This window comes from Aequorivita sublithincola DSM 14238, from assembly GCF_000265385.1.
GTDB classification, from domain to species: domain Bacteria; phylum Bacteroidota; class Bacteroidia; order Flavobacteriales; family Flavobacteriaceae; genus Aequorivita; species Aequorivita sublithincola.
Genome location: NC_018013.1, coordinates 1,773,899 through 1,796,437, shown reverse-complemented (window position 1 = coordinate 1,796,437; position 22,539 = coordinate 1,773,899). Strand labels below are relative to the sequence as shown.

The 22,539-nt window shown below is 37.7% G+C and carries 12 protein-coding genes; 11 read left to right on the top strand and 1 reads right to left on the bottom strand.

Annotated features, from left to right (window positions below):
• The first annotated feature begins 310 nt into the window (after positions 1-310).
• Positions 311-3,562: a CHAT domain-containing protein gene (locus AEQSU_RS08285; RefSeq protein ID WP_014782412.1), complete on the top strand. Its 3,252-nt coding sequence runs from the start codon at positions 311-313 to the stop codon at positions 3,560-3,562.
• A gap of 71 nt (positions 3,563-3,633) precedes the next feature.
• Here the strand turns inward: AEQSU_RS08285 and AEQSU_RS08280 are convergent, their stop codons facing one another.
• The gene (locus AEQSU_RS08280; RefSeq protein ID WP_014782411.1) at positions 3,634-4,746 is read right to left on the bottom strand and encodes a diphosphomevalonate decarboxylase; all 1,113 of its coding nucleotides are present in this window, start codon (positions 4,744-4,746) and stop codon (positions 3,634-3,636) included.
• A gap of 479 nt (positions 4,747-5,225) precedes the next feature.
• Between AEQSU_RS08280 and AEQSU_RS08275 the strand changes: the two genes are divergently transcribed.
• From AEQSU_RS08275 to AEQSU_RS16170, 10 genes are all read left to right on the top strand, one after another.
• Entirely contained in the window at positions 5,226-5,804 is a 579-nt protein-coding gene (locus tag AEQSU_RS08275) for an RNA polymerase sigma factor (RefSeq protein WP_014782410.1), read from the top strand.
• A gap of 169 nt (positions 5,805-5,973) precedes the next feature.
• Positions 5,974-6,726 (top strand): tetratricopeptide repeat protein, encoded by a 753-nt coding sequence (locus tag AEQSU_RS08270; protein WP_014782409.1) that lies wholly within the window; start codon positions 5,974-5,976, stop codon positions 6,724-6,726.
• A 221-nt stretch (positions 6,727-6,947) separates the two neighbouring features.
• On the top strand, positions 6,948-10,178 hold the full coding sequence (locus tag AEQSU_RS08265; RefSeq protein ID WP_169313453.1) for a CHAT domain-containing protein: 3,231 nt from the start codon (positions 6,948-6,950) through the stop codon (positions 10,176-10,178).
• A gap of 242 nt (positions 10,179-10,420) precedes the next feature.
• On the top strand, positions 10,421-11,917 hold the full coding sequence (locus AEQSU_RS08260; protein ID WP_014782407.1) for a T9SS type A sorting domain-containing protein: 1,497 nt from the start codon (positions 10,421-10,423) through the stop codon (positions 11,915-11,917).
• A gap of 12 nt (positions 11,918-11,929) precedes the next feature.
• On the top strand, positions 11,930-13,516 hold the full coding sequence (locus AEQSU_RS08255; protein ID WP_014782406.1) for a T9SS type A sorting domain-containing protein: 1,587 nt from the start codon (positions 11,930-11,932) through the stop codon (positions 13,514-13,516).
• Positions 13,517-13,574: 58 nt separating this feature from the next.
• The gene (locus AEQSU_RS16890) at positions 13,575-15,443 is read left to right on the top strand and encodes a S8 family peptidase (protein ID WP_014782405.1); all 1,869 of its coding nucleotides are present in this window, start codon (positions 13,575-13,577) and stop codon (positions 15,441-15,443) included.
• 228 nt (positions 15,444-15,671) lie between these two features.
• Positions 15,672-16,721, top strand: coding sequence for a T9SS type A sorting domain-containing protein (locus tag AEQSU_RS16175; RefSeq protein ID WP_014782404.1), 1,050 nt, complete (start codon positions 15,672-15,674; stop codon positions 16,719-16,721).
• A gap of 359 nt (positions 16,722-17,080) precedes the next feature.
• On the top strand, positions 17,081-18,910 hold the full coding sequence (locus AEQSU_RS08240; protein ID WP_014782403.1) for a T9SS type A sorting domain-containing protein: 1,830 nt from the start codon (positions 17,081-17,083) through the stop codon (positions 18,908-18,910).
• A 195-nt stretch (positions 18,911-19,105) separates the two neighbouring features.
• Positions 19,106-20,695: a T9SS type A sorting domain-containing protein gene (locus AEQSU_RS08235; RefSeq protein ID WP_014782402.1), complete on the top strand. Its 1,590-nt coding sequence runs from the start codon at positions 19,106-19,108 to the stop codon at positions 20,693-20,695.
• Positions 20,696-20,883: 188 nt separating this feature from the next.
• The gene (locus tag AEQSU_RS16170) at positions 20,884-22,473 is read left to right on the top strand and encodes a T9SS type A sorting domain-containing protein (protein WP_014782401.1); all 1,590 of its coding nucleotides are present in this window, start codon (positions 20,884-20,886) and stop codon (positions 22,471-22,473) included.
• Positions 22,474-22,539: the final 66 nt, after the last annotated feature.

The window sequence follows — 22,539 nt, the reverse complement described above, 5'->3', positions numbered from 1 at the left end:
GGAGATAATTTGATATTAATTTTTATAAACTGACATAAGACTATATGACTTAGGGCGTAAGACCAAAAACAGCTGTTCTTTTAATAGTCCTATGTCTTACGTCTTTTCGTCTTAGGTCCTGTTTAAAAAGTTTTCATCTCCTTTCACACAAATAATGGAAGAATCAATATACTTTATAAATGATAACTAGTCTCATCGGAAACGTTTTAAGAAGCACACCATCGATTTAAAACACATCAATCAAATATATTTTGTATCTTTCTTGAACTTATCCCCGCGAACATATTTTCTATTGAAGTTCCACCATACTATGGCGTTCAAAAACCAAAGAGTCCTTTTTGTATTTTTACTTGCGTTTATATGCTGCATAAATTCGGTTTTTTCGCAGCAGAAAATTTCGACTGTAAAAGACATCCAAACCTTGGTGGAGCAGGATTCTTTAGCTAAAGCTCGAGCTGAAGTTTCAAAAAATATCTCTTTTTATCGCACTGAAAAAATATACGACAGTCTCTACAATTATATCCAATTTGAAGGAAGTTTTAAGCTGAACAACAACGACAAAAAACTAGCAATCAAAAAAGCCGAAGCTCTTACCGAAGAAATACGAAATAACGCTTCCCCGCATTTTGTAGTTGAAGCCATAACGGAAATAGGCTGGATATACGATGACGCCGGGCAGCATCAAAAAGCGTATGATAATCTTGCTTCAGCCACTGCGTTCGCCCTTAAAAATACAGAGCCAAAGAATACTGACGTTGCTGGAGTTCAATACAGACAAGGGTATTACGCTTCCAAAATGGGCGATTTTCAATTAGCAAACAAGCACTACCAAAAAGCATTGCGCCTTTTGAAGAAAAGCGGGAAAGAGGACTATGTTTTCTACAACCAAGTATATAACGCCCTTGGTGGAATGATGTGGCAAGAAGCCAAGCTAGACAGTGCAAAGTTCTATTTTCAGGAAGCCGTGAAAGTATTAGAAAAGACAGACGAAACGGATATTATGAACCGTTACTATCGCCCAGCCTTAGTGAAGTTGAATCTTGCGGTTTTGTGGAATGCCTTAGGTAAAAACCGTGAAGCCATAGCTATTTCCGAAGAAGCCATTGCAGGATTTCAGGAATATATAAATCGCTCCACAGATGAAGCGCGAATCTATAAAGCAAAAAATCATCAATGTGTGACCATTGACAATATGGCTACTTTTTATAACACATTAGGCGAATATTCCAGATCTCAGGAACTCATTGAATATTCCTTTGAACAGAAAAAAAAACTTTTTGAAAAGAACGATATTAACCTGATAATCTCAAACATTATTCTTGCAGAGGCAAAAACGGCAAGTCGCGATTTTGAGGGTGCCGCAGTAAATGCAGACCAAGCTTTGGAACTTTTAAAAACCAGTCCTGGTGCAGATTTATATTGGGAAGCCGCCGCGCTGTCAACCCGCGCCACGATTTATGATTCTTTGGACGATGTGGAAAACGCAACTTTATTTTATGAAAAAGCGGAAGCCATTTACCGAAAGTCTATGGGAAATACGTACACCAAAGATTTTCTAGACGCACTTTTGGAATATTCCATCTTCGCTGCAAAAAACCAAAAACGCGACAAAGCAATTTCTCTCGCCAAGGAAACTTACAATTTCACACATACTGGCGACTTCAAAAACACGCTTCAGGAGTTTTATCACACTGTGAATCTGGCGCAGGTTCATTTTCTTTTAAGAGATTATAAAGAAGCAATAAAATATAGCGACGAAGCACTTTGTTTTAATATTTTAAAAGAAGGCGAGAAAATCACTTCTTCAGATTCTATACTTAGTCAATACAGAAAACCGCAGGCATTGCTTATCAATGCTAAATCAAAATATTATGCTACAGAAAATAAAAATCCATTTTTTCTGAAAGATCTATTACAGCAAATGGAAGAAGGTATTTCCATTTTGGACCAGCGAAAAAAAGTAGTTAGCAATAGTGAAGATGTTACGCTTTTGATAACCGAAAACGAAGAACTTTTGAATTTCGCTGAAAAACTAAGGCTTGAGCTTTTCCAAATAACCAAAGACGAAATATATCTAGATAAATTGATTTCCCTTCACGAATCCAGCATTTACAACCGCATCCGTTCCCGATTAAATCTTCGGGAGAACGTGGCTTTTAAGCATATTCCAGAAAAAGTCGTTTTACGAGAAAACCAATTGAAAAGCAAAATGGTTTCCTCCCTAAACGATTCTGAAAATAGTAGCATTGCTCCATTCTTTGAAGCTTCTGAAAATTGGGAGCAATTTCTGGATTCTTTAAAGCAAAATTATCCCAAATATTACAAAATGCGTTACGCCACTTTGGAAGAGCCAATGAATGATCTTCAACAGAAAATACCTGATAACACAACTGTAGTTCGGTATATTTTTATTGAAGATGAACTCTACGTTTATGTGGTTTCGCCTTCCATCAAGAAAATGATAAAACTGAACTATTCAAACGTAAAAAACTATATTCCCAAACTACAAAATGATGAGTTTTCAGTTGAAAAAATGCGTCCCATTCTTTATGAATTGTACCGCGCCTTATGGTTTCCATTGGAAAAGTATGTACAAACCCAGAAAGTAGTAATTGTGCCAGATCGCGAGCTTTTCAATCTTAGTTTTGAAACGCTTACCACAAAACCGATGCGTAATTTTAAGGAAATGGCAACTATAAGTTTATTGGCTAAGTATGATATTTCCTATAATTTTAGTTTGCTACTTTATAAAGACAAAAGGAAGGTTGCGGATTATTCTTCAGAATTTATAGCCTTTGCGCCGGGTTTTAATAATAAAATGAAAGAGGAGTACAAACTTACAATCGAAGACTCCATGGCGTTGGATAAAACATATTTAACGCTTTTACCGCAGCCATTTAGTGAAGATTTGGTGAAACAATACGCCAAAGTTTTTGACGGTAATTACTTTATAAACGAAAACGCCAGTAAGGATCTGTTTATAAATAAAGCAAAGGAGCACAAAATAATTCACATTGGTACTCACGCCGAAAGCAATAACATTAGCCCAGAATTGAGTCGTCTCATTTTTGCAAAAACGACGGATGGCAAAGAGAATTATGATGAAAACTCGCTGTATTCCTACGAAATCTACAACATAGATTTATCTTCAAATCTTGCCATTCTCACTGCTTGCGAAACTGGAAAACCAACCTACCAAGCTGGTGAAGGAATGATTTCTTTGGCACACGCTTTTAATTATGCAGGCAGCGAAAGTATCTTGACCAGTCTTTGGGAAATAGATGAAGAATCCAGCGCAAAAATAGTTAGGTTTTTTTATAATAACCTTTCTGAAGGAATGCCAAAAGATGAAGCCTTACGAAAAGCGAAACTTAGCTATCTAGCAACAGCCGAAGGTAGAACATCAGCGCCACAGTATTGGGCAGGATTGGTTTTAATTGGTGATACTACACCAATAGATTTAAGCAATAGCGTGGCTTGGTGGTGGTATGTTTTAGCGGTAATTGTAGCGCTCGCCTTGCTAATTTTAATATTTCAATACAAACGTAACAAACAGGATTAACTCTGAAAATTGAACCGTAGAATAATGAATATCGAAGTACATTCCAAGTTCAAAACTTTGTTATTCATTATTTAAAATTTAGTGTTCGATATTCTTTCAGCCCCCAAACCAACCTTATCTTCAATAAACTCACCATTTTTACAGAATTGAGAGAGTTCTTTTTTAATGAATTCTGAAATGGCCTTTTTTTCAATTTCAGGATAAAGCACGTGTACATTGGCTCCAGCATCTAGTGTAAAACAAACGTTGCTTCCAGTTTCATTTCTAAACTTCCAAATGCGATTGATGATTTCCAAAGTGTTTGGTTTCATCAAGATAAAATAAGGCATTGAGGTTAGCATCATTGCGTGAAGAGATAATGCTTCACTTTCTACAATTTTTATGAATTCTGGAAGGTCGCCATTTTTAAAAACTGGGATTAGTTTTGAAAGATTATCGTTTGCTTGTTTAAATCGTTGTTCGGCAAAAGGATGGTTGTGCATTAAATCGTGACCAATTGTGCTGCTAACTTGCTTTTCACCTTTGTCAACGAGCAGAATTGTGTCTTGATAATTTTTGAAATTTTCGTGAACTTCAAATGGATATTTACTTCCGAAGAGATTGCTACTACCTTCAATTTCGGGATGTTCGCCCCAAACAATTAGCGGGCCCTCAATGCTTCTACAGGCACTTCCTGAACCTAATCGCGAAAGAAAAGATGCTTTTTCATTGAAATAAGCTTCCGAAATTTCTGGCTGAAATTGCCTTTCCATATCCATTAAACAAAGCGCTAGCGCACTCATCCCGCTGGCAGATGAAGCAATACCGCTACTATGTGGAAAACTGTTAGTGGTTTTAATTTTAAATTTATAATTTTTTAGAAATGGTAAAGACACTTCAACTCTTTCAAAGAATTTCAGAATCTTCGGTTCGAAAGAAACTTCTCTTTTTCCGTCTAGAAAAACTTCAAAATCAAAACCTTCAGAATTCTTCTTTTCAAAAGACAACAAAGTTTTAGTGTTGCAATTCTTCAACGTAAAACTAACCGAGGCATTCATAGGCAATTGTTCACCATATTTACCCCAATATTTTACTAAGGCAATGTTACTGGGCGATTGCCAGGAAACAGCACCTTTTTCCAATGTTTTAAACTTTTCTTCCAATGAATTGGCGGACAGCTTTGAAATAAATTGTTTTTCAATCATAGTCTTGGTTCGTGTTTCCCTTCAATCTCGTTTCCTTTAAAAAACAAAAATAAACTTCTTTTCAATTAAAGCGATGACATTTCAAAACTGTTTCGATGTAGGAATATAGTTCTAAAAACAGTGGGACGAGAAATAAGCACTGCTAAAGAAGGATCAAACACTTTAAGGATTATAAAACAATAGATCGTTCAATAGCTTGTAAGGTTGTAAACCAACCGGAAATGCCCCTGAAATATGAGGCATTTTTTATTACAGTAAAGATTAACGAACTCATCTTTTCTGTCATCTGGCCTCGGTCATCCGTCTTTTTTCTCTATTCTTTCCTCTTTCCTCTAAAAATTGATGACCTTTTTTCATTCCTTCGTTATCCAATTAAACGAGGTAAATCATGAAGTTTAATTTGAAGATAGATCATAAATCGTAATTAAATTGAGTCGCAACATTGACTAAAAAAAATTGTATATTTCCGTACCTATTCTATGGAAGATACACTTACTCAAGATCAATTTGCATTGCTGGACGCTTTTTTAAATAATAAAGAAGCACCCATTAGAGCGTTTTATATTACTGAATATCCTAAAACCAAATATTACATTCTTAAAAATGGAGGCACTTTAGATAATGCCAACGATGTTTTTCAGGAAGCATATTTTGCTTGTTGGAAAAAATTGAGCACGGGAAAATTCAGACCAAAAAATAAAAAAGAAATAGAGGCATATCTATTTACAATCGCTAAAAATAAATGGATAGACTTAACTAGAAATGTGAACAAAAAGAAAACAGTTTCTATAGATGAAAATATGTATAAACTTGAAGCAGACGAAACAACACAAATAGGCGAGTTAGAAAAAGAAGACGAACAACTATCCATAACCTTGACCGCTTTTGAAAATCTTGGACAAGCCTGCAAGGATTTGCTTACGCAGTTTTATTTTGATAAACTGTCGCTGCGGATCATTGCGGAAAGTCTAAAAATAGAAGAAGCCTCTGCAAAGAATAAGAAATATAGGTGCATTCAAAAGTTAAAGGAATTGGCCTTAGAAAAAAGTAGTCAGTAGTCAGTATTCAGTAGTCAGTAGTCAGTAGTCAGTAGTCAGTAGTCAGTAGTCAGTAGTCAGTAGTCAGTAGTCAGTAGTCAGTAGTCAGTAGTCAGTAGTCAGTAGTCAGTAGTCAGTAGTCAGTAGTCAGTAGTCAGTAAAAATAAAATAAAAAAAGTAAACTTAAAGAATGAAATCCCAAATTGACATAAACCCATTAGAATGGGATATAATTGAAACTTATCTGGACCAAAACGAGGCTTCAGATAATGCAACAATGTTGAATGAAAAACTTACTCAAATCCCAGACGTAAAGAAAAAAATAGAACACATTAAAAAAGTAAAGGAAGAAATTGAGGACAGCATTCGGCAATCAAAAATTAAAGAATTTCACAGTCAAGTGCGAGTTGCAGAAAGAGGTACGGATGTAAGAAAGCTCCCTGCCCGCAACTTAAATTCCAAGATTTTATGGTATTCTATTGCCGCAGTAATGGTTGGATTAATAGGTATTTTTTGGATGATGCAAAGCAACTCCACCTCAGAAAAAATCTTTGCTGAAAACTTTAAGCCAGACATTGGGTTGCCCTTGAAAATGGGTGCTACAAACAACTTAGAATTTTATGAAGGAATGCTGGATTATAAACAAGAAAATTACAATGAAGCCATTGCGAAATGGGAAGTTTTAATAAAGGATAACCCAGAAAACGACACTGTAAATTACTTTTTGGGAGTAGCAAATTTGGCATTGGGCAATGCGGACAAATCATTAAAATTTCTTCAAAATGAAACACGTTTCCAACAAGGTATCTTTAAAGAAGATGCTGCTTATTATACCGCATTGGCAAAAATAAAGAAAGGGGAATTCGAGGAAGCCAAAATATTGTTGAATAAATACCCTTCAGATCGAAATACCAAGCTCCTAAAATTACTTCAAGAAGAATAAATGCCGCTTTAGAAAATTAGGTTACGCGATTCCAGTTTGCATAGTGTCGCTAACCGTTTTTCGTTCTTAAAAAGAATTTCTACTATAGATATTCTTTAAGTATAAATCTTGAAGCGGAAAGAAAATGCTATTATTCTTAAAGAAATGTTAATGAATAAAATTTTATTGCTATATTTAAGAAAAAATCCAAAATGGGGCAACAATACAAAATTTGCTTTTTCATGGCTTTTTTCGTTTTGCTCTCCCCAACAAAATTAAGTGCCCAAGAAAAACTAAGTACAGGAACAGCATTAATTGACTCTTACCTTTTAAACGATCAGGTTAAGCAGGCAGATTCCGAACTTCAATCCCAAATTGAAACTTTTAAAAAAGCGAAACAAATAGATTCCCTCGCCCAGTACATCGAGTATGTGGGACAGATTTCACTTTTAAAAAGCAATCAGTATAATGCTGTTAAACAAGCGGAAACTTTTTTTGAAAATCTAAAGAAGTTAGGCGCTAGCAAACGTGCTCAATATATAGCATTACACGATCTATCCTACCTATATCAAGATTTGGGTGAAACTCAAAAAGCATTTGAGGCATCCCAAGAATCATTGCAAACTATTCTTTCTGTAAACGATGCAACCCAAAATGAAATTGGTGAGGCATATTACGTCTTAACGCGTAGTTATTATTTCGCTGGAAAATATGTAGATGCCACTCATCAGTGTAAAAAATCACAATACCACTTCTTGAAATCCAAAGAAAAGGACTATAACAGATTATCAGATGTAAATAATTTTTTTGGTGTTTTGATGTGGCGCTCCCAAAAATTGGACAGTGCCCAATATTATTTTGAAAAGTCAATAAGCAGTCTTCAAAAAGCAGATAAAGATTCCATTTACAAAATATATTCCGCGGCTGGTATCCAGTTGAACATTTCACAGATAATGGAAGCCCGGGGAAATATTTCCGAAGCGAAACAAACGCTCGAAAAAATAATAAAGGACTGTTCTTTTGTAATCAAGGAGTCTAAGGATGCTGCTACGGTTGAAGATAGTAAACGCCTTCTATGGATAGGTATTTCAAACCTGTCAACACTTTACAATAACATTGGCAACGTAAATCGTGCTTATGAACTTGTAAATTATATCTATCATAAAAGGGACCAATTGTATCAAGATAGTGATCCTGAAAAATCGCATTCCATTGTTTTGTTGGGGCAGACTCAAATGTCTTTAAAGGAATTTGATAAAGCTATCGCGTCCTTCCAAAAGGTGTTAAAAATATATGAGACAGATTCTGGCCAAGATATCTTCTGGCAGGCAATCGCCACAGGAAGCCTTGCAACCTGCTATGAACAAAAAGGGGAAATAGCGCTAGCGGAAAAAACCTATAATGATGCTGATAAATTATACAAAAGTGCCTTGGGCGAAAACTTAGATGATACCTATTTGGATTTTGCCATCGATAAAGCAATGTTTCTAGCAAAAAACAATAAGCCGGAAGCTGCAATTAGCACTGCGTTAAATGCGTATAATTACTTAAAAGCTAACGGAGGTGAGAACAATAACGACCTAATTTCGCATATGCTGAATTTGGCTAAAGTTTATTACACCGTCAGCGAGTATCCAAAATCCTTGGAGTGGAGTGAAAAGGGAATTTCCTTTATTGACAAACTAGCCCAAAACAAGACCACGAGCCTTAATGCCGTAAAGCTCACGTACCTAAAGCCGCTGTTAATTCTGGAAAATTCAAAAGCGCGCTATAAACAACAAACCGTTAAGGACTCCATCTTTTTAAAAGAGCTACTGAAGAATATGGAGCATGCTTTTAAAATTCTTGAAGACCAAAAAGCGTTAATTTCAAAAGATGATAATGTTAATGTATTATATTCTAACTTTTTGGAATTGTACAGTTTCACAAAAGAGCTTTATAGCAACCTTTACATTCAAACGAAAAATAAAGAATACCTAACCAAACTTATTGAAACTCAAGAAAACAGTGTCTATTACGGTATTCGATCAAAATTGATGGTACAGGATGAAATCAACTTTGCTGATGTACCCGAAAGGATAGTAAAGCGTGAAAGCAAGCTAAAAAAAGATGCTGTAAGCATTGCAGCCAGCATTGAAGATTCCACTTCATCATTTCAAAGCTATCTTGGGGCGAACGACATTTATAACTCTTTTTTGGATTCCCTAAAAATTGCATATCCAAAATATTATAAAATGAAGTTTGCCACTTTGGACGTTTCACTCCAAGATCTTCAAAAATACATTCCCGAAAACACTACGGTTATCCGCTATTTCTTTATTGACGAAATATTGTACGCCATGGTTTTGGACAAGGAAAATCGGAACCTCATAAAATTGGATTTCGAGTCAGTCAAAAATCACATTGAATACCTAAATAAACCACAGCCTTCTTTAGAAGAAGAATCAGCTCTGCTTTACGAGTTATATGGAAATCTTTGGAAACCTTTGGAAAACTTAATCCATACTAAAAAGATAATCATCCTACCAGACGGCGCGCTTTTCAATTTAAGTTTCGAGACCCTTACACCCTCCAAAATAAAAAGTTATAATGAACTTGCCACAAACAGCCTTTTGGCAAGATATACCATTTCGTATAATTTTAGCCTGTTGCTCTTGAATGAAGATAAAAAGCCCAAAATGTTCTCAAACAATTTTGTGGCATTCGCCCCAGGTTTTAGCAAAGAGATGAAGGATGATTATAAAATCAGTATAACCGATTCCCTAGATAAGGATGCTACCTACCTTACGCTGTTATCGCAACCCAGCAGTGTAAAACTGGCTGAGGAATATTCTAAAATTTTTGATGGCACTTCTTTTTTAAATGAAAATGCTTCCAAAACCGTCTTTCAGAATAAGGCCGGAGAGCACAAAATAATCCACATTGGCACCCATGGCGAAAGCAACAATATAAGTCCTGAATTCTCTCGGCTTATTTTTGCAAAAACTCTTGAAGGACCAAAGAGTTATGATGAAAACTCCTTGTACAGTTATGAGATTTACAATACAGACCTATCCTCTAACCTCGCCATTCTAACGGCTTGCGAAACTGGAAAACCAACCTATCAGCCCGGCGAAGGAATGATTTCTCTTGCCCACGCTTTTAATTATGCCGGCAGTGAAAGTATCTTGACAAGCCTTTGGGCAATCGATGAAATTTCGAGCTCACAGATAGTTGGCTATTTCTATGATTTTCTTGCCGAAGGACTCCCAAAGGATGAAGCTCTTAAAAAAGCCAAATTAAAATACCTATCCACTGCTGATGGTCGTGCTGCATCACCTCAATATTGGGCAGGCTTGGTATTGATTGGCGATACTGCTCCCATTCAATTACAGCATTCATTAAATCCAATTTGGTGGTGGGTTGTCGGGTTAGTACTGGTTGCGTTATTTATTATCTTTCGTCTGAAAAAAAAGAACGCCAAGAATACGTAACGAAGCCGTTATAGCTGCATCAAGTTTCTTTAGAATTCAAACCCTTTAGTCTGTCACCCAGCATCCAACCTCCAACTTCCAATTACCAGAATCCAGCATCCCTCTTTTTTCTTTATTCTTTCATCTTTTCTCTAAAAGCAGTGATGACCTTTTTCACTACCCTCGTTAGTTAATAGAAACTAGCTTCAGCCATGCTGTAAAAAGTTCAAAAAAAAATTCAATAACCCTTAAAACCAAATATTATGAAACGATTTTTATTTTTTGCAATAATGAGCCTTTTATGTTTGACCGTTTCAGCCCAAAATTGGGTACAGCTTGGCAATGATATAAATGGTAAAGCCGCTCAAGACGATTTCGGTCGCTGGGCCTCCCTTAGTGCAGATGGCAATACTGTTGCTGTGGGAGCGCAATATAATGACGATGCAGGAAGCAATGCGGGCCAGGTTCGGGTGTTTACCTACAATGGAACATCTTGGTCCCAAAAAGGATTGGACATTAATGGTGAAGCTGCAGAAGACCACAGCAGCAGAGTAAGTCTTAGTGCGGATGGCAATACAATGGCTATCGGCGCACCATTAAATGATGATACGGGAAACGGTTCTGGGAATGTAAGAGTATTTGTATTTGATGGTACAAACTGGGTTCAGCGCGGAGTAAACATACCCAGTGAAACCCCAAATGATCAAAGTGGCGGCGCGGTTAGTATGAGTGCAGATGGCAATCGGGTAGCCATTGGTTCCATAGATTCACGCACGCAAGGTCTCAACACAGGGCAGGTACGGGTTTTTGGTTGGAATGGGAGTGCGTGGGCCAAATTGGGTTCAAATATAAATGGTGAGGCAATGGATGATCAATTTGGGTATTCCGTAAAATTAAGCGCAGATGGAAATACTTTTGTTGCAGGCGCGCTTTATGCAGATCCTATAAGCAATGGCAATGGTGAAGTAAGTATCTACGAATTTAATGGGACCGATTGGGTTGCGAAGGGAGATGATATTCCAGGCGAACAAACCAATGGCAATTTTGGACTATCCGTTGACATTAGTGCAGATGGCAATACAATTATTTCAGCTGAAAGTGAATTTAAAAATGGCAATGGTGATCGTATAGGAAGAGCAAGAATTTTTTCCTGGAACGGAACCCAGTGGGTGCAAAAAGGTTCAAGTATAGATGGAATGGCAGATGGCGATAGGATTGGGATTAGAGTTTCCATAACCAAGCAAGGAAATATAATTGCCATAAAAGGCTTGCTGGGTCAGGGAAATGCCAATGACCTAAGTGGTAATACAAGAATGTTTCGGTTTAATGGAACTGATTGGGTGCAATTGGGACAAACAATTTATGGCCAGGCAGGAGACAATGGAGGCTTTGGCCTAGAATTCAGCGGTACAGGAAATACCATAAGCATTGGATTCCCACAGCGTGATGACAACGGACAAGATTCTGGACAGATGAGGGTATATAAATTTGATGGCCCTTTAAGTGTTGCCGGCAATAATTTGAAATTCGCAACCCTCTATCCCAACCCATCAAACAGCAATTTCACTATAGATTTAGGTAAGGAATATACAGAAGTAGCCGTACAGATTTATAATATGCTAGGCCAAGTTATTTCTTCGGAAAAATACGCTTCGGCAAAAACAATAGAAAAGAAGATCACAAGCGTAGCAGGTATGTATTTCGTAAAGATTAGTACCGCCCAAGGGGCAAATAAAACCTTAAAAGTCATTAAAAATTAAAGAGATGTAATTATGAGAACTTCAATTATATTGCTCGTATTTCTAAATAGTATTACTTCAGCTTTCGCCCAAGACCCAGCCATACTTTGGCAAAACACTATAGGTGGGAGCGAAAGGGAAGATGCTAGAGAAATAAGCCCCACCAGTGATGGCGGTTATATTATTGGAGGGGATTCCTTTTCCAATATTTCGGGGGACAAAACCGAAAATTCCAATGGCGGTCGTGATCTCTGGATCGTGAAAATAAACGCCACAGGTGCTATAGTTTGGCAAAATACTATTGGCGGCAGCGGTGAAGATAGATTATGGAGTATTTTCCAAACTGTGGATGGTGGATACTTGATTTTAGCGGACTCAAATTCTGATATTTCTGGAGACAAAACCGAAAATTCAAGGGGTGGGTTTGATTACTGGATCTTAAAATTAGACGCTACGGGCACCATAATGTGGCAACATACCTATGGGGGCATCGATGCAGATTATTTTCCCAGAGGTCATCAAACTTCAGATGGTAGTTATATAGTAGCGGGCACTTCAACTTCAGGAGTTTCGGGGGAAAAAACAGATCCATCAAACGGAGATGCCGATATTTGGATACTTAAACTCGATTCTAACGGAACCATTCTTTGGCAAAACAGCATAGGAGGAAGCAGTGGTGATTATACAAATGCAATTTCATTAGCCAATGATGGCGGTTATATCATAAATACTTCGTCCATTTCAAATATATCAGGGGATAAGTCGGAAAATTCTATTGGTGGTCTTGATTATTGGGTAGTAAAGTTAAACCCCGATGGAACCGTACAATGGGAAAATACCATTGGAGGTATAAATGATGACGCTGGATTTGGAGTAATCCCTACTATGGATGGTGGCTATCTTGCAGGTGGGCAATCGAATTCCCCAGCTTCGGGGGATAAATCTGAAAATTCTCTCGGACTATCTGATTATTGGATTATGAAATTGGATAGTAGTGGCACGATAGTCTGGGAAAACACAATAGGTGGCGGCCTAGATGATTTTTTTACAGATTTTAAAGAACTGACGGACGGAAGTTTTTTGGTTACCGGTATTTCATATTCTGGAATAGGTGGTGATAAAACTGATCCTTCAAAAGGTGATTCCGACAATTGGTTTCTCAATGTCAATAGTTCTGGTGCTATAACGGGACAGAAAACCATTGGAGGTACTTTTAGAGACGATCCCATAAATATTATTCTTACGCAAGAAGGGGGATTTGTTGTAGCAAATTCCTCCAGTTCAGATATTTCAGGAGATAAAACTGAAAACTCTCAAGGTTTTCTGGATTATTGGGTTTATAAAATGCAATCGGTTATGCTGGATGTTTCAGATAATGATTTGAACAGCATATCACTCTACCCCAATCCAACAAACGGCAATTTCACGATAGAAATGGGCAGGGAATACACAGATGTATCCATTCAGATTTACAATATGCTCGGCCAACTTATTTCTTCGGAAAAATATGTTGCTGCCAAAACGATAGAACAAAAGATTATCGCCCCTGTAGGGATTTATTTTGTAAATGTGAATACTGTTAAAGAAGGATCGAACACGTTAAGGATTATAAAACAATAGATTTTCTAATTTCAAAACGATTTCAATATAAACGTATAATCTTAAAATTTTTAAAGTCATGAAAAACACAATTAAAATTCTTTTTTTCTTATTTTCAATGCAATTACTTGCTCAGGGTCCTGTAATAAGGGCTGAAGTTAACTTAGATGATGTTTATACGCAATATGGTTTAAGCGGGGAAGGTGTTCTAATTGTTATGATCGATCGGGGTATTGACTATACACATCCAGATTTTATTGATGAAAATGGCAATACGAGGCTTGCCTATATATACGATATGGTCGATCCAACGGGAGCGAACGATCCTAATAATCCCTATGGTGTAGGAACCATTCATGACCATGAGGCCTTAAATACTGCTTTGGCAAATAACGATCCTCCACTTTCAACCGATAGGTTTGGTCATGGCACCGCAACCACCGGAATTATTTGTGGCAATGGCAGTGGCACAACAGACGGCCAATTTCACGGAGTAGCACCAAAAGCTACCATTATTAGTATAAAAATAACTCACGACTATTTCCCTCCTTTTAACGGCCAGCCCGGGCAAGATGCTTTTTTTGATCCCTCTTACATAGCTATTGCGTTGCAATTTGCTTCAGATAAAATTGCTGAACTCGGACTGCCGTCTATAACCTTAATGAATATTGGTTCCATAGGTGGCCCTACGGATGGAACGAGTATGTATAGCAGAGCTATTGACCAATATGTACAAAGTGGTCATACTTTCGTTTGCGGAATAGGTGATGATGGCGGACGCGAAAATCATGCCTCAGGCACGGTTTCACAAGGCCAGACAATTGACCTTTTGGTAGATAAGGCAAATTCTGGAAATTTAAGATTTGATCTTTGGTATAGTGAAAGCGACCGATTTACGGTTAGTATTGAAAGACCTAACGGAATTGTCGAAGGACCTTTCACTGCTCCCAATGGGCCTAATGACTCTGTGGATGAGAACTTAGGAGATATTTTCATGGCCCATCGCGGAAAGAATGTTGAATTTTGGGGTTCTGACGCTGAACGGAGAGAATTACTTATTGATTTTTCTGGAACAACAGGCACCTATAAAGTACGCCTCCAAGGTGCATCGACACCTAATGGTGGCGAATTCCACAGTACTTTAAATCCCTCTAACTTTACCAGTAACAATAAATTTCTATCCTATGTAGTGCCTGGCTACAGTATCAATGATTATGCGAGTGCCGCATTAAATATAGTGCCCACAGATTATGTAATAAGCGAAGGATGGTATGATATTAATGGAAACTTTCAACAATTTACGGGACAAGGCGATCCTGGAGAATTATGGATCGGCGCCAGTAAGGGGCCTACACAGGATGAGAGATTAGCCCCAGATATTGCGGCTCCGGGCGAAATTGCTTTTGGCGCATACAGTCCCAATACGTGGTATAGCCATTACGTCACCTCACTTGTACAGGGCGGTAACGGCCTATATGGAATCCAAAATGCGGTAAGTGCCGCGTCACCTTTAGTAACAGGGATTATTGCATTGATGCTAGAGGTAAAACCTAACCTTACTCCCTCCCAGATAAAAAATATATTGCGCAATTCTTGCAATCAGGATGCCTTTACGGGATCTGTTCCAAATAATACTTGGGGTTATGGAAAAATAAATGCACTACTTGCTATTCAAAATACCATTAGTTTAGGCACCGATCCTTTAAAAGGTAAAAGCATTGTATTGTACCCAAGCCCTACCAACGGATGGTTCACCATTGATTTGGGTAAGGAATATTCAGATGTAAGCGTAAAGATTTACAATATTATGGGCCAGCTAATTTCTTCGGAAAAATATAATTCCGCAAAAATGATACAACAAGAAATAAATGTTTCCACAGGAATGTATTTTGTAAAAGTGAGCACTGCTAAAGAAGGATCGAACACTTTAAGGATTATAAAACAATGATCCCTCAATAGCTTGTGAGGTTGGTCTACCAACCAGAATGCCCCTGAAATATGGGGCATTTTTTATTATATTGACTAGAGTACATTCCCCCTGTTCCATTTCTTCTAACTTCCTACTACTCACATTTCACTAAAAAAAGTGATGACCTTTTCATTTTATTACGTCTTAAGATTAAAGAGCTTGCATTTAACAGCTCTTATAACTGACCATTAATCTAAATTAAACACCATGAAAAAGATTTACATTTTATTTTCGCTAACCCTTTTAGTTGTGAATGGGAACATAACAAATGCTCAAACCACGGATGTAATTACGGGACTTACCTACCCATCTGGTATAAACTTTAATGGAAACGACCTGTACATTTGTGATAATGCCGAACGAATTTTAAAAATAGATGTAACTGATAGCAATCCAGTGCCTATAGAAGTTATTAATGGACTTGGCAATCCTTCTGAATTCATCTTAAATGGAAATGACCTTTATATTGCGGAATATTCTGATGGAAAAATTTCTAAAATAGACATTACCGATACTAATCCAGTAGCCATAGAGATTGTTTCAGGGCTTAACCAACCCAGTGGATTAGCTTTAAATGGAAATATTTTATACATCGCTGAATCTAATGGCAATTTGATTTCTAAAATAGATATAACCGATACAAACCCCATAGTTACTCCTGTTTTCACGGGTTTCTTAAGATTTCTTGATTTAGTACTAAATGGAAACGATTTGTACTTCACTGCAGTTGATTCCGGTTTAATTGCTAAAATAGATATCACGGACACCAATCCTGTAGCTACAATTGTTGTAAGCAATCTACAGGGGCCTTATCAAATGGCCCTACATGGAAACACAATGTATTTCGCAGAGCTAAATGGCAGCAAGATCTCCCAAATTGATATAACTGCCACCAATCCCGTAGCTACAGAGGTGGTTGCTGGCCTTTCTTCTCCTTATGGATTGGCAATAAATGGAAACGAATTGTTTATTTCTGAATTTCTTGCAGGAAAGATTTCCAAAATTGCAATTCCCCCATTAAGCATAAATGATTTCAACACGAATTCTATAAAAGTTTATCCAAATCCGGCTACTAATTTTATCCAGATTTCCGGTCTGGATAAGGCAGAGAATTATAAAATTTATAATGTTTTGGGTGCTGAAATAAGTAATGGAAATGTCTCTAAAACTGAAAATATTTCTGTGGAAAATTTAGCCAATGGATTATACTTTCTGAAATTTGAAAAGGGAAATGCAATAAAATTCACTAAAAATTAAGGAGCTTTAGGTTGCCACAGAATAAATGTTGAATACCGGAATATAAAAATTTCGGTATAATAATTCGGTATTCGGCATTTCCAAAGCTCACAATTCAACCTCGTCCACAATATATTCTCCCTTTGACCAAATTTCGAAAGATTCGGAACATAAGCCTTTTCCTTTCTTCATTCTTCTCAAGTAGTTTTCTCTTTAAACCTATTTTCCTGATTCCTTTTAGCCCTGCCTCTCCTATCTTTTACCTTTTTTCTTTTCTCTAAAAAAAGTGATGACCTTTTTCAAAAGTTCCGTTAGGATTACAGCAACCAGCCTTAAATGGACTGCATAAAAACTTTTTCAATTAATCCTTAAAACCAAATATGATGAAACAATTACTATTTTTTTCGATTTTGAGCATTCTTTGCTTAACTATTTCAGCACAAGAAAGAACTACTTTATCATTTATTGTATTTACCGGTAATGGCGATGGAACAACTTGGCATGACCCGAATAATTGGAACCCACCTCAAGTGCCGAATAATTACTTTAATGCTACAATTCCCACAGGAATGACAGTAACAAATGAAGGAACTGTCATTTTTATTAACGGTACTATCAATGGTGGAGGAACACTTATTAACAATTCAGTATTTTCCTTTTCTGGTGTTGCGGCTCTTAGTAGAGGAACGTCCAATATTTCTATAATTAACAATGCCACATTGTTAAGCGAGGTGCCTAATAACCCTACAGTAATATCTGGTGGAACTACCATTACAAATACTGCCACGGGCACAATTACATTTGATGGTTTGGGAATGAACTCAGACTCTATTGATGACAAAATAATAAACAATGGTGGAGTTATAAGAAGTATAACTTCCTTCAGTCTTTCTGTACTTACAATCATAGAAAACAACAACGGAACCATAAGTGTAGAAAATGGTAACTTAGATTTTCATACTGGTCTTAGCCCTTCGGCAAATACCCTTAATGGCGGCACCTATAATGTGGTTGCAGGATCAAAACTGACTCTAGGTAATTTTACCTTGGGAGGCACTTTTAGTGGCCAAGTAGATGGAGCTTTTGGTTTGCAAGGATACAATTTTATTATTGACGGTACTTTAATAAATGAAATAGGCGGAAATGGATTAACTTTTTATTTCGGAAACATTTCCGGAGGTGGAACGCTTATAAACAACTCCAAATTCAACGTTACCAATGATGGCGGCGGCCTGGGCAAAACGATTGAAAATTTAGAGATCATTAACAATGGAGAATTCAATAGCGTATTATCCGCAAATAATACATCTTGGAATTTATGGAACGGTTCTCACATTATAAACGAAGCCGCTGGTGTTCTCAATCTCGGCTTAGGTTTTAATGGGAATACGGGTGCAGAAACACTAGAAAACTATGGCACTGTAGTGACCACAAATAATGTAGGCTTGGGAGTGAATTTCATAAATAGTGGTCTGTTTAATTACGGATCTCATAATTTTAGTTTTGCCATTGGTAGCGTTCTAGTCAACAATACCATCGATGGAACTTTTTTGGGGACTGGAACGCTAAATTTAAACATTGTTCAGCCTCTAATCAACAACGGGATATTTAAGTCCGGCCCTGGAGCAAACAAAATGTTTATTTACAATGGTTACAGGCAAGACGGAGACGCGAGACTTGTAGTGGATATAAACGGAAATACTCCTGAAACCGAATATGATATAATACAGGCAGACAATGGAGGTTCATTTGATATGAATGGCACCATAGTGGTAGATCTTGGCTTCGCACCAGTCTTGGAAGATGAATTTACAGTGTTATATTCTGTCAACCGTGCTGTAGTTTGCAATTTACCAGCAACTGTTACTGCGTATTATGATTCCCACGTTTATACTTTCGACGTAATTTGTGGAGGGAATAGTGTTACGCTAAAAGTAAGCAACATCGTTTTGGGCACGGAAGAAAATAGCTTGAGCAATGTAAAGCTATTTCCAAATCCAACAAACGGCAATTTCACGTTAGAAATGGGTAGGGAATATACAGATGTTACTGTTCAGATTTACAATATGCTCGGTCAACTTATTTCTTCGGAAAAATACGCTTCGGCAAAAACAATAACACAAGAAATAGATGCTTCCACAGGAATATATTTCGTAAAAGTAAACACTGCTAAAGAAGGGTCTAATACTTTTAGGATTATAAAACAATGATCTTTCAATAGCTTGTGGGGTTGATCTACCAACCAGAATGCCCCTGAAATATGGGGCATTTTTTATTATATTGACTAGAGTACATTCCCCCTGTTCCATTTCTTCTGACTTCCTACTACTCACATTTCACTAAAAAAAGTGATGACCTTTAAACACAATTTCGATATACCTATATAATCCTTAAACAATCAAAATATGAAAACTCTAATTACCCTTTTCGCATTATTATTAGGCATTTTTACAGCCTTTTCCCAAGATCCCTCTATCATCTGGCAAAAAACCATCGGTGGCAGCGATGCTGATTTCGTAAATGCTTTCGAGGCTACTCCAGATGGTGGCTATATTATTGGAGGTTTCTCCACTAGCAACATTTCTGGTGACAAGACCGAAAATTCAAACGGACAGATAGATCTCTGGTTCGTTAAAATTGACAATTCCGGTAATATTATGTGGCAGAATACCATTGGTGGTAGCGGCGACGATTTTCTTCTTACCATAAAAACAACGGATGATGGTGGTTATATTGTTGGCGCAAGCTCAGATTCCAATATCTCTGGCGACAAAACCGAAAATTCTCGTGGCGGACTTGATTATTGGATTCTGAAACTCGATGCTTCGGGCAATATTATTTGGCAAAAAACCTATGGCGGCGCTCAACCTGAATTTGACGATCGCGTTTCACAAACTCCAGATGGAGGTTATTTTGTGGGCGGCTATTCCGACTCTGGTATTTCTGGGGATAAAACCGAAGCCAGTAACGGCCAACGCGATTATTGGGCACTAAAACTGGACAGTGACGGGAATATAGTTTGGCAAAACGGTATTGGAGGCAGTTTGGTAGATAGACCACAAGCTGCATTTCAGACATCAGATGGTGGCTATATGATTGGTGGACTTTCTACTTCTGGTATTTCTGGCGACAGAACAGAACCTAGCAGAGGCGATTCCGACAATTGGATCGTAAAACTAGACAGCGGAGGTAACGTTCAATGGGACAAAGCTTATGGCGGCAGCGATAGCGATGTTCTGCGCGATATGATACAAACAGCAGACGGAGGTTTTTTGATAGCCAGTTATTCTAAATCTAACATTTCTGGTGAAAAAACAGAAAACTCACAGGGAGATTATGATTACTGGATTTTAAAATTGGACGTAAGCGGAAACATTGTTTGGCAAAACACTATTGGCGGCAGCGGAATAGATTATCCGCGCGATATAAAACAACTTGCCGATGGCACTTATATGATTTCCGGTTATTCTGACTCCAACTTAAGTGGCGACAAGACTGAAAATAGCAACGGCGGCTATGACTATTGGTTGGTTAAACTGGATGCTTCCGGAAACATACTATCACAAAACTCCATTGGAGGTTCTGCAGACGAATCTACTCCCTATCTCCTTCCAACTGCAGATGGTAATTTTATTATGGCGTGTTCTTCAGATAGTAATATTTCAGGCGATAAAAGCGAAAATAGTAAAGGAATGGATGACTATTGGGTATTCAAAACAACACCTGCAATTCTGGGCATTTCAAAAAATACATTTGCAACTTCAATTAGCGCTTTTCCAAACCCGACAAATGGCAGATTCACAATAAAACTAGGCGAAAGTTTATCAGAAACAAATGTCACCATCAATAATATGCTCGGCCAAGTTGTTTCGTCTACAAACTATAAAAACACAAACACGCTTGATGTGGAAATTAACGGTGCCGCAGGTATCTATCTTGCAACCGTTAAAACTAATGACGGAAAACAAGCGACCATTAAAATAACGAAACAGTAATTTCTTTCTATTTCATTTTAGGTTATTAATGTGAAAATGCTCCTGAGATATGGAGCATTTTGTTTTATAAGAATATTTTTTCTACGCTATTCGCGCTTCAATTCTACCTTTTCTATTCCCGCTAAAAAAATTGATGACATTTCCACAGCAATTTCGATATACACTTATAATCCTTAAACCAAATTAAAATGAAAACTCAAATTATCTTATTCGTATTATTACTATGCGCCATACGCGCCTTTTCACAAGACCCCGCCATTATTTGGCAAAAAACCATCGGTGGCAGCGATACCGATTTTTCCACTGCTTTTGAAACTACTTCAGACGGAGGATACATCATCGGGGGCTATTCCACCAGCAACATTTCTGGCGAGAAGACCGAAAACAGCAACGGTGCCATCGACATTTGGATCGTTAAGCTTGACGCTTCCGGCAACATTATGTGGCAAAACACCATTGGCGGGAGCGGGGACGATTATCTAATCTCTATAAAACAAACTTCAGATGGTGGTTATATAGTAGGTGCAGGATCAGACTCAGATATTTCGGGCGACAAAACCGAAAATTCTCGTGGCGGCTTAGATTACTGGATATTAAAACTGAATGCTTCTGGTAACATTGTCTGGCAAAAAACCTACGGTGGCAATCAACCCGAATTTGACAATTACGTGGTTCAAACCCCAGATGGAGGCTACTTTGTAGGTGGCTATTCCGACAGTGAAGTTAGTGGAGACAAAACCGACCCAACAAACGGTCAGCGCGATTTTTGGGCGCTTAAACTGGACAGCAGCGGTGCCATTGTATGGCAAAACAGTATCGGCGGTAGTTTGGTAGACCGTCCGTCAGCGGCTTTTCAAACCAATGATGGTGGGTTTATAATAGGAGGATTTTCAAATTCGCCAGCCTCGGGAGACAAAACTGAAAATACCCGTGGTGGCAACGATTACTGGATCGTAAAACTTGACAGTAGCGGAAATGTGCAATGGGACAAAACCTATGGCGGCAATGATAGTGATGTACTTCGTAATATGGTACAAACAGCAGACGGTGGCTACTTAGTGGGCGGCTATTCAAAATCAAACATCTCTGGCGACAAAACTGAAAACTCACAGGGTGATTATGATCAATGGATATTAAAATTGAACGGCAGTGGAAACATCGTGTGGCAAAATACCATTGGCGGTAGCGGTATAGACTATCCCCGGGATGTGATGCAAATTTCTGATGGTACATATGTTATTGCCAGTTGGAGCAACAGCAACATTTCTGGCGACAAAACCGAAAACAGCAATGGTGGTTATGATTATTGGTTGGTAAGCTTAAATACTTCTGGCGGTATTATTTCCCAAAATTCCATTGGCGGTTCTGCCGATGAAAGCGGCACATATATTCTTCCAACGAATGACGGCAATTATATTATGTTCTGTTCCTCAGATTCCAATATTTCAGGCGATAAAAGTGAAAATAGTAGAGGCTTGGATGATTACTGGGTGTTTAAAACTACTCCAGCAATTCTTGGAGTTGCTAAAAATACTTTTGGGCCATCACTAAGTGCTTATCCAAATCCGACTAATGGTAGAATCACCATAAAGCTGGGCGAAAGTTTTTCAGCAATAAATGTCATCATCAATAATATGCTTGGTCAAGTTGTTTCATCTACAAACTACCAAAACACAAACACGCTTGATGTGGAAATTAACGGTGCCGCAGGTATTTATCTTGCAACCGTTAAAACTAATGACGGAAAACAAGCGACCATTAAAATAACGAAACAGTAATTTCTTTCTATTTCATTTTAGGTTATTAATGTGAAAATGCTCCTGAGATATGGAGCATTTTGTTTT

What these genes read in the sequence shown, in the direction of transcription:
- AEQSU_RS08285 (WP_014782412.1), top strand. Translation starts at nt 311, where the DNA reads ATGGCGTTCAAAAACCAAAGAGTCCTTTTTGTATTTTTACTTGCGTTT.
- AEQSU_RS08280 (WP_014782411.1), bottom strand. Translation starts at nt 4,746, where the DNA reads ATGATTGAAAAACAATTTATTTCAAAGCTGTCCGCCAATTCATTGGAA.
- AEQSU_RS08275 (WP_014782410.1), top strand. Translation starts at nt 5,226, where the DNA reads ATGGAAGATACACTTACTCAAGATCAATTTGCATTGCTGGACGCTTTT.
- AEQSU_RS08270 (WP_014782409.1), top strand. Translation starts at nt 5,974, where the DNA reads ATGAAATCCCAAATTGACATAAACCCATTAGAATGGGATATAATTGAA.
- AEQSU_RS08265 (WP_169313453.1), top strand. Translation starts at nt 6,948, where the DNA reads ATGGCTTTTTTCGTTTTGCTCTCCCCAACAAAATTAAGTGCCCAAGAA.
- AEQSU_RS08260 (WP_014782407.1), top strand. Translation starts at nt 10,421, where the DNA reads ATGAAACGATTTTTATTTTTTGCAATAATGAGCCTTTTATGTTTGACC.
- AEQSU_RS08255 (WP_014782406.1), top strand. Translation starts at nt 11,930, where the DNA reads ATGAGAACTTCAATTATATTGCTCGTATTTCTAAATAGTATTACTTCA.
- AEQSU_RS16890 (WP_014782405.1), top strand. Translation starts at nt 13,575, where the DNA reads ATGAAAAACACAATTAAAATTCTTTTTTTCTTATTTTCAATGCAATTA.
- AEQSU_RS16175 (WP_014782404.1), top strand. Translation starts at nt 15,672, where the DNA reads ATGAAAAAGATTTACATTTTATTTTCGCTAACCCTTTTAGTTGTGAAT.
- AEQSU_RS08240 (WP_014782403.1), top strand. Translation starts at nt 17,081, where the DNA reads ATGATGAAACAATTACTATTTTTTTCGATTTTGAGCATTCTTTGCTTA.
- AEQSU_RS08235 (WP_014782402.1), top strand. Translation starts at nt 19,106, where the DNA reads ATGAAAACTCTAATTACCCTTTTCGCATTATTATTAGGCATTTTTACA.
- AEQSU_RS16170 (WP_014782401.1), top strand. Translation starts at nt 20,884, where the DNA reads ATGAAAACTCAAATTATCTTATTCGTATTATTACTATGCGCCATACGC.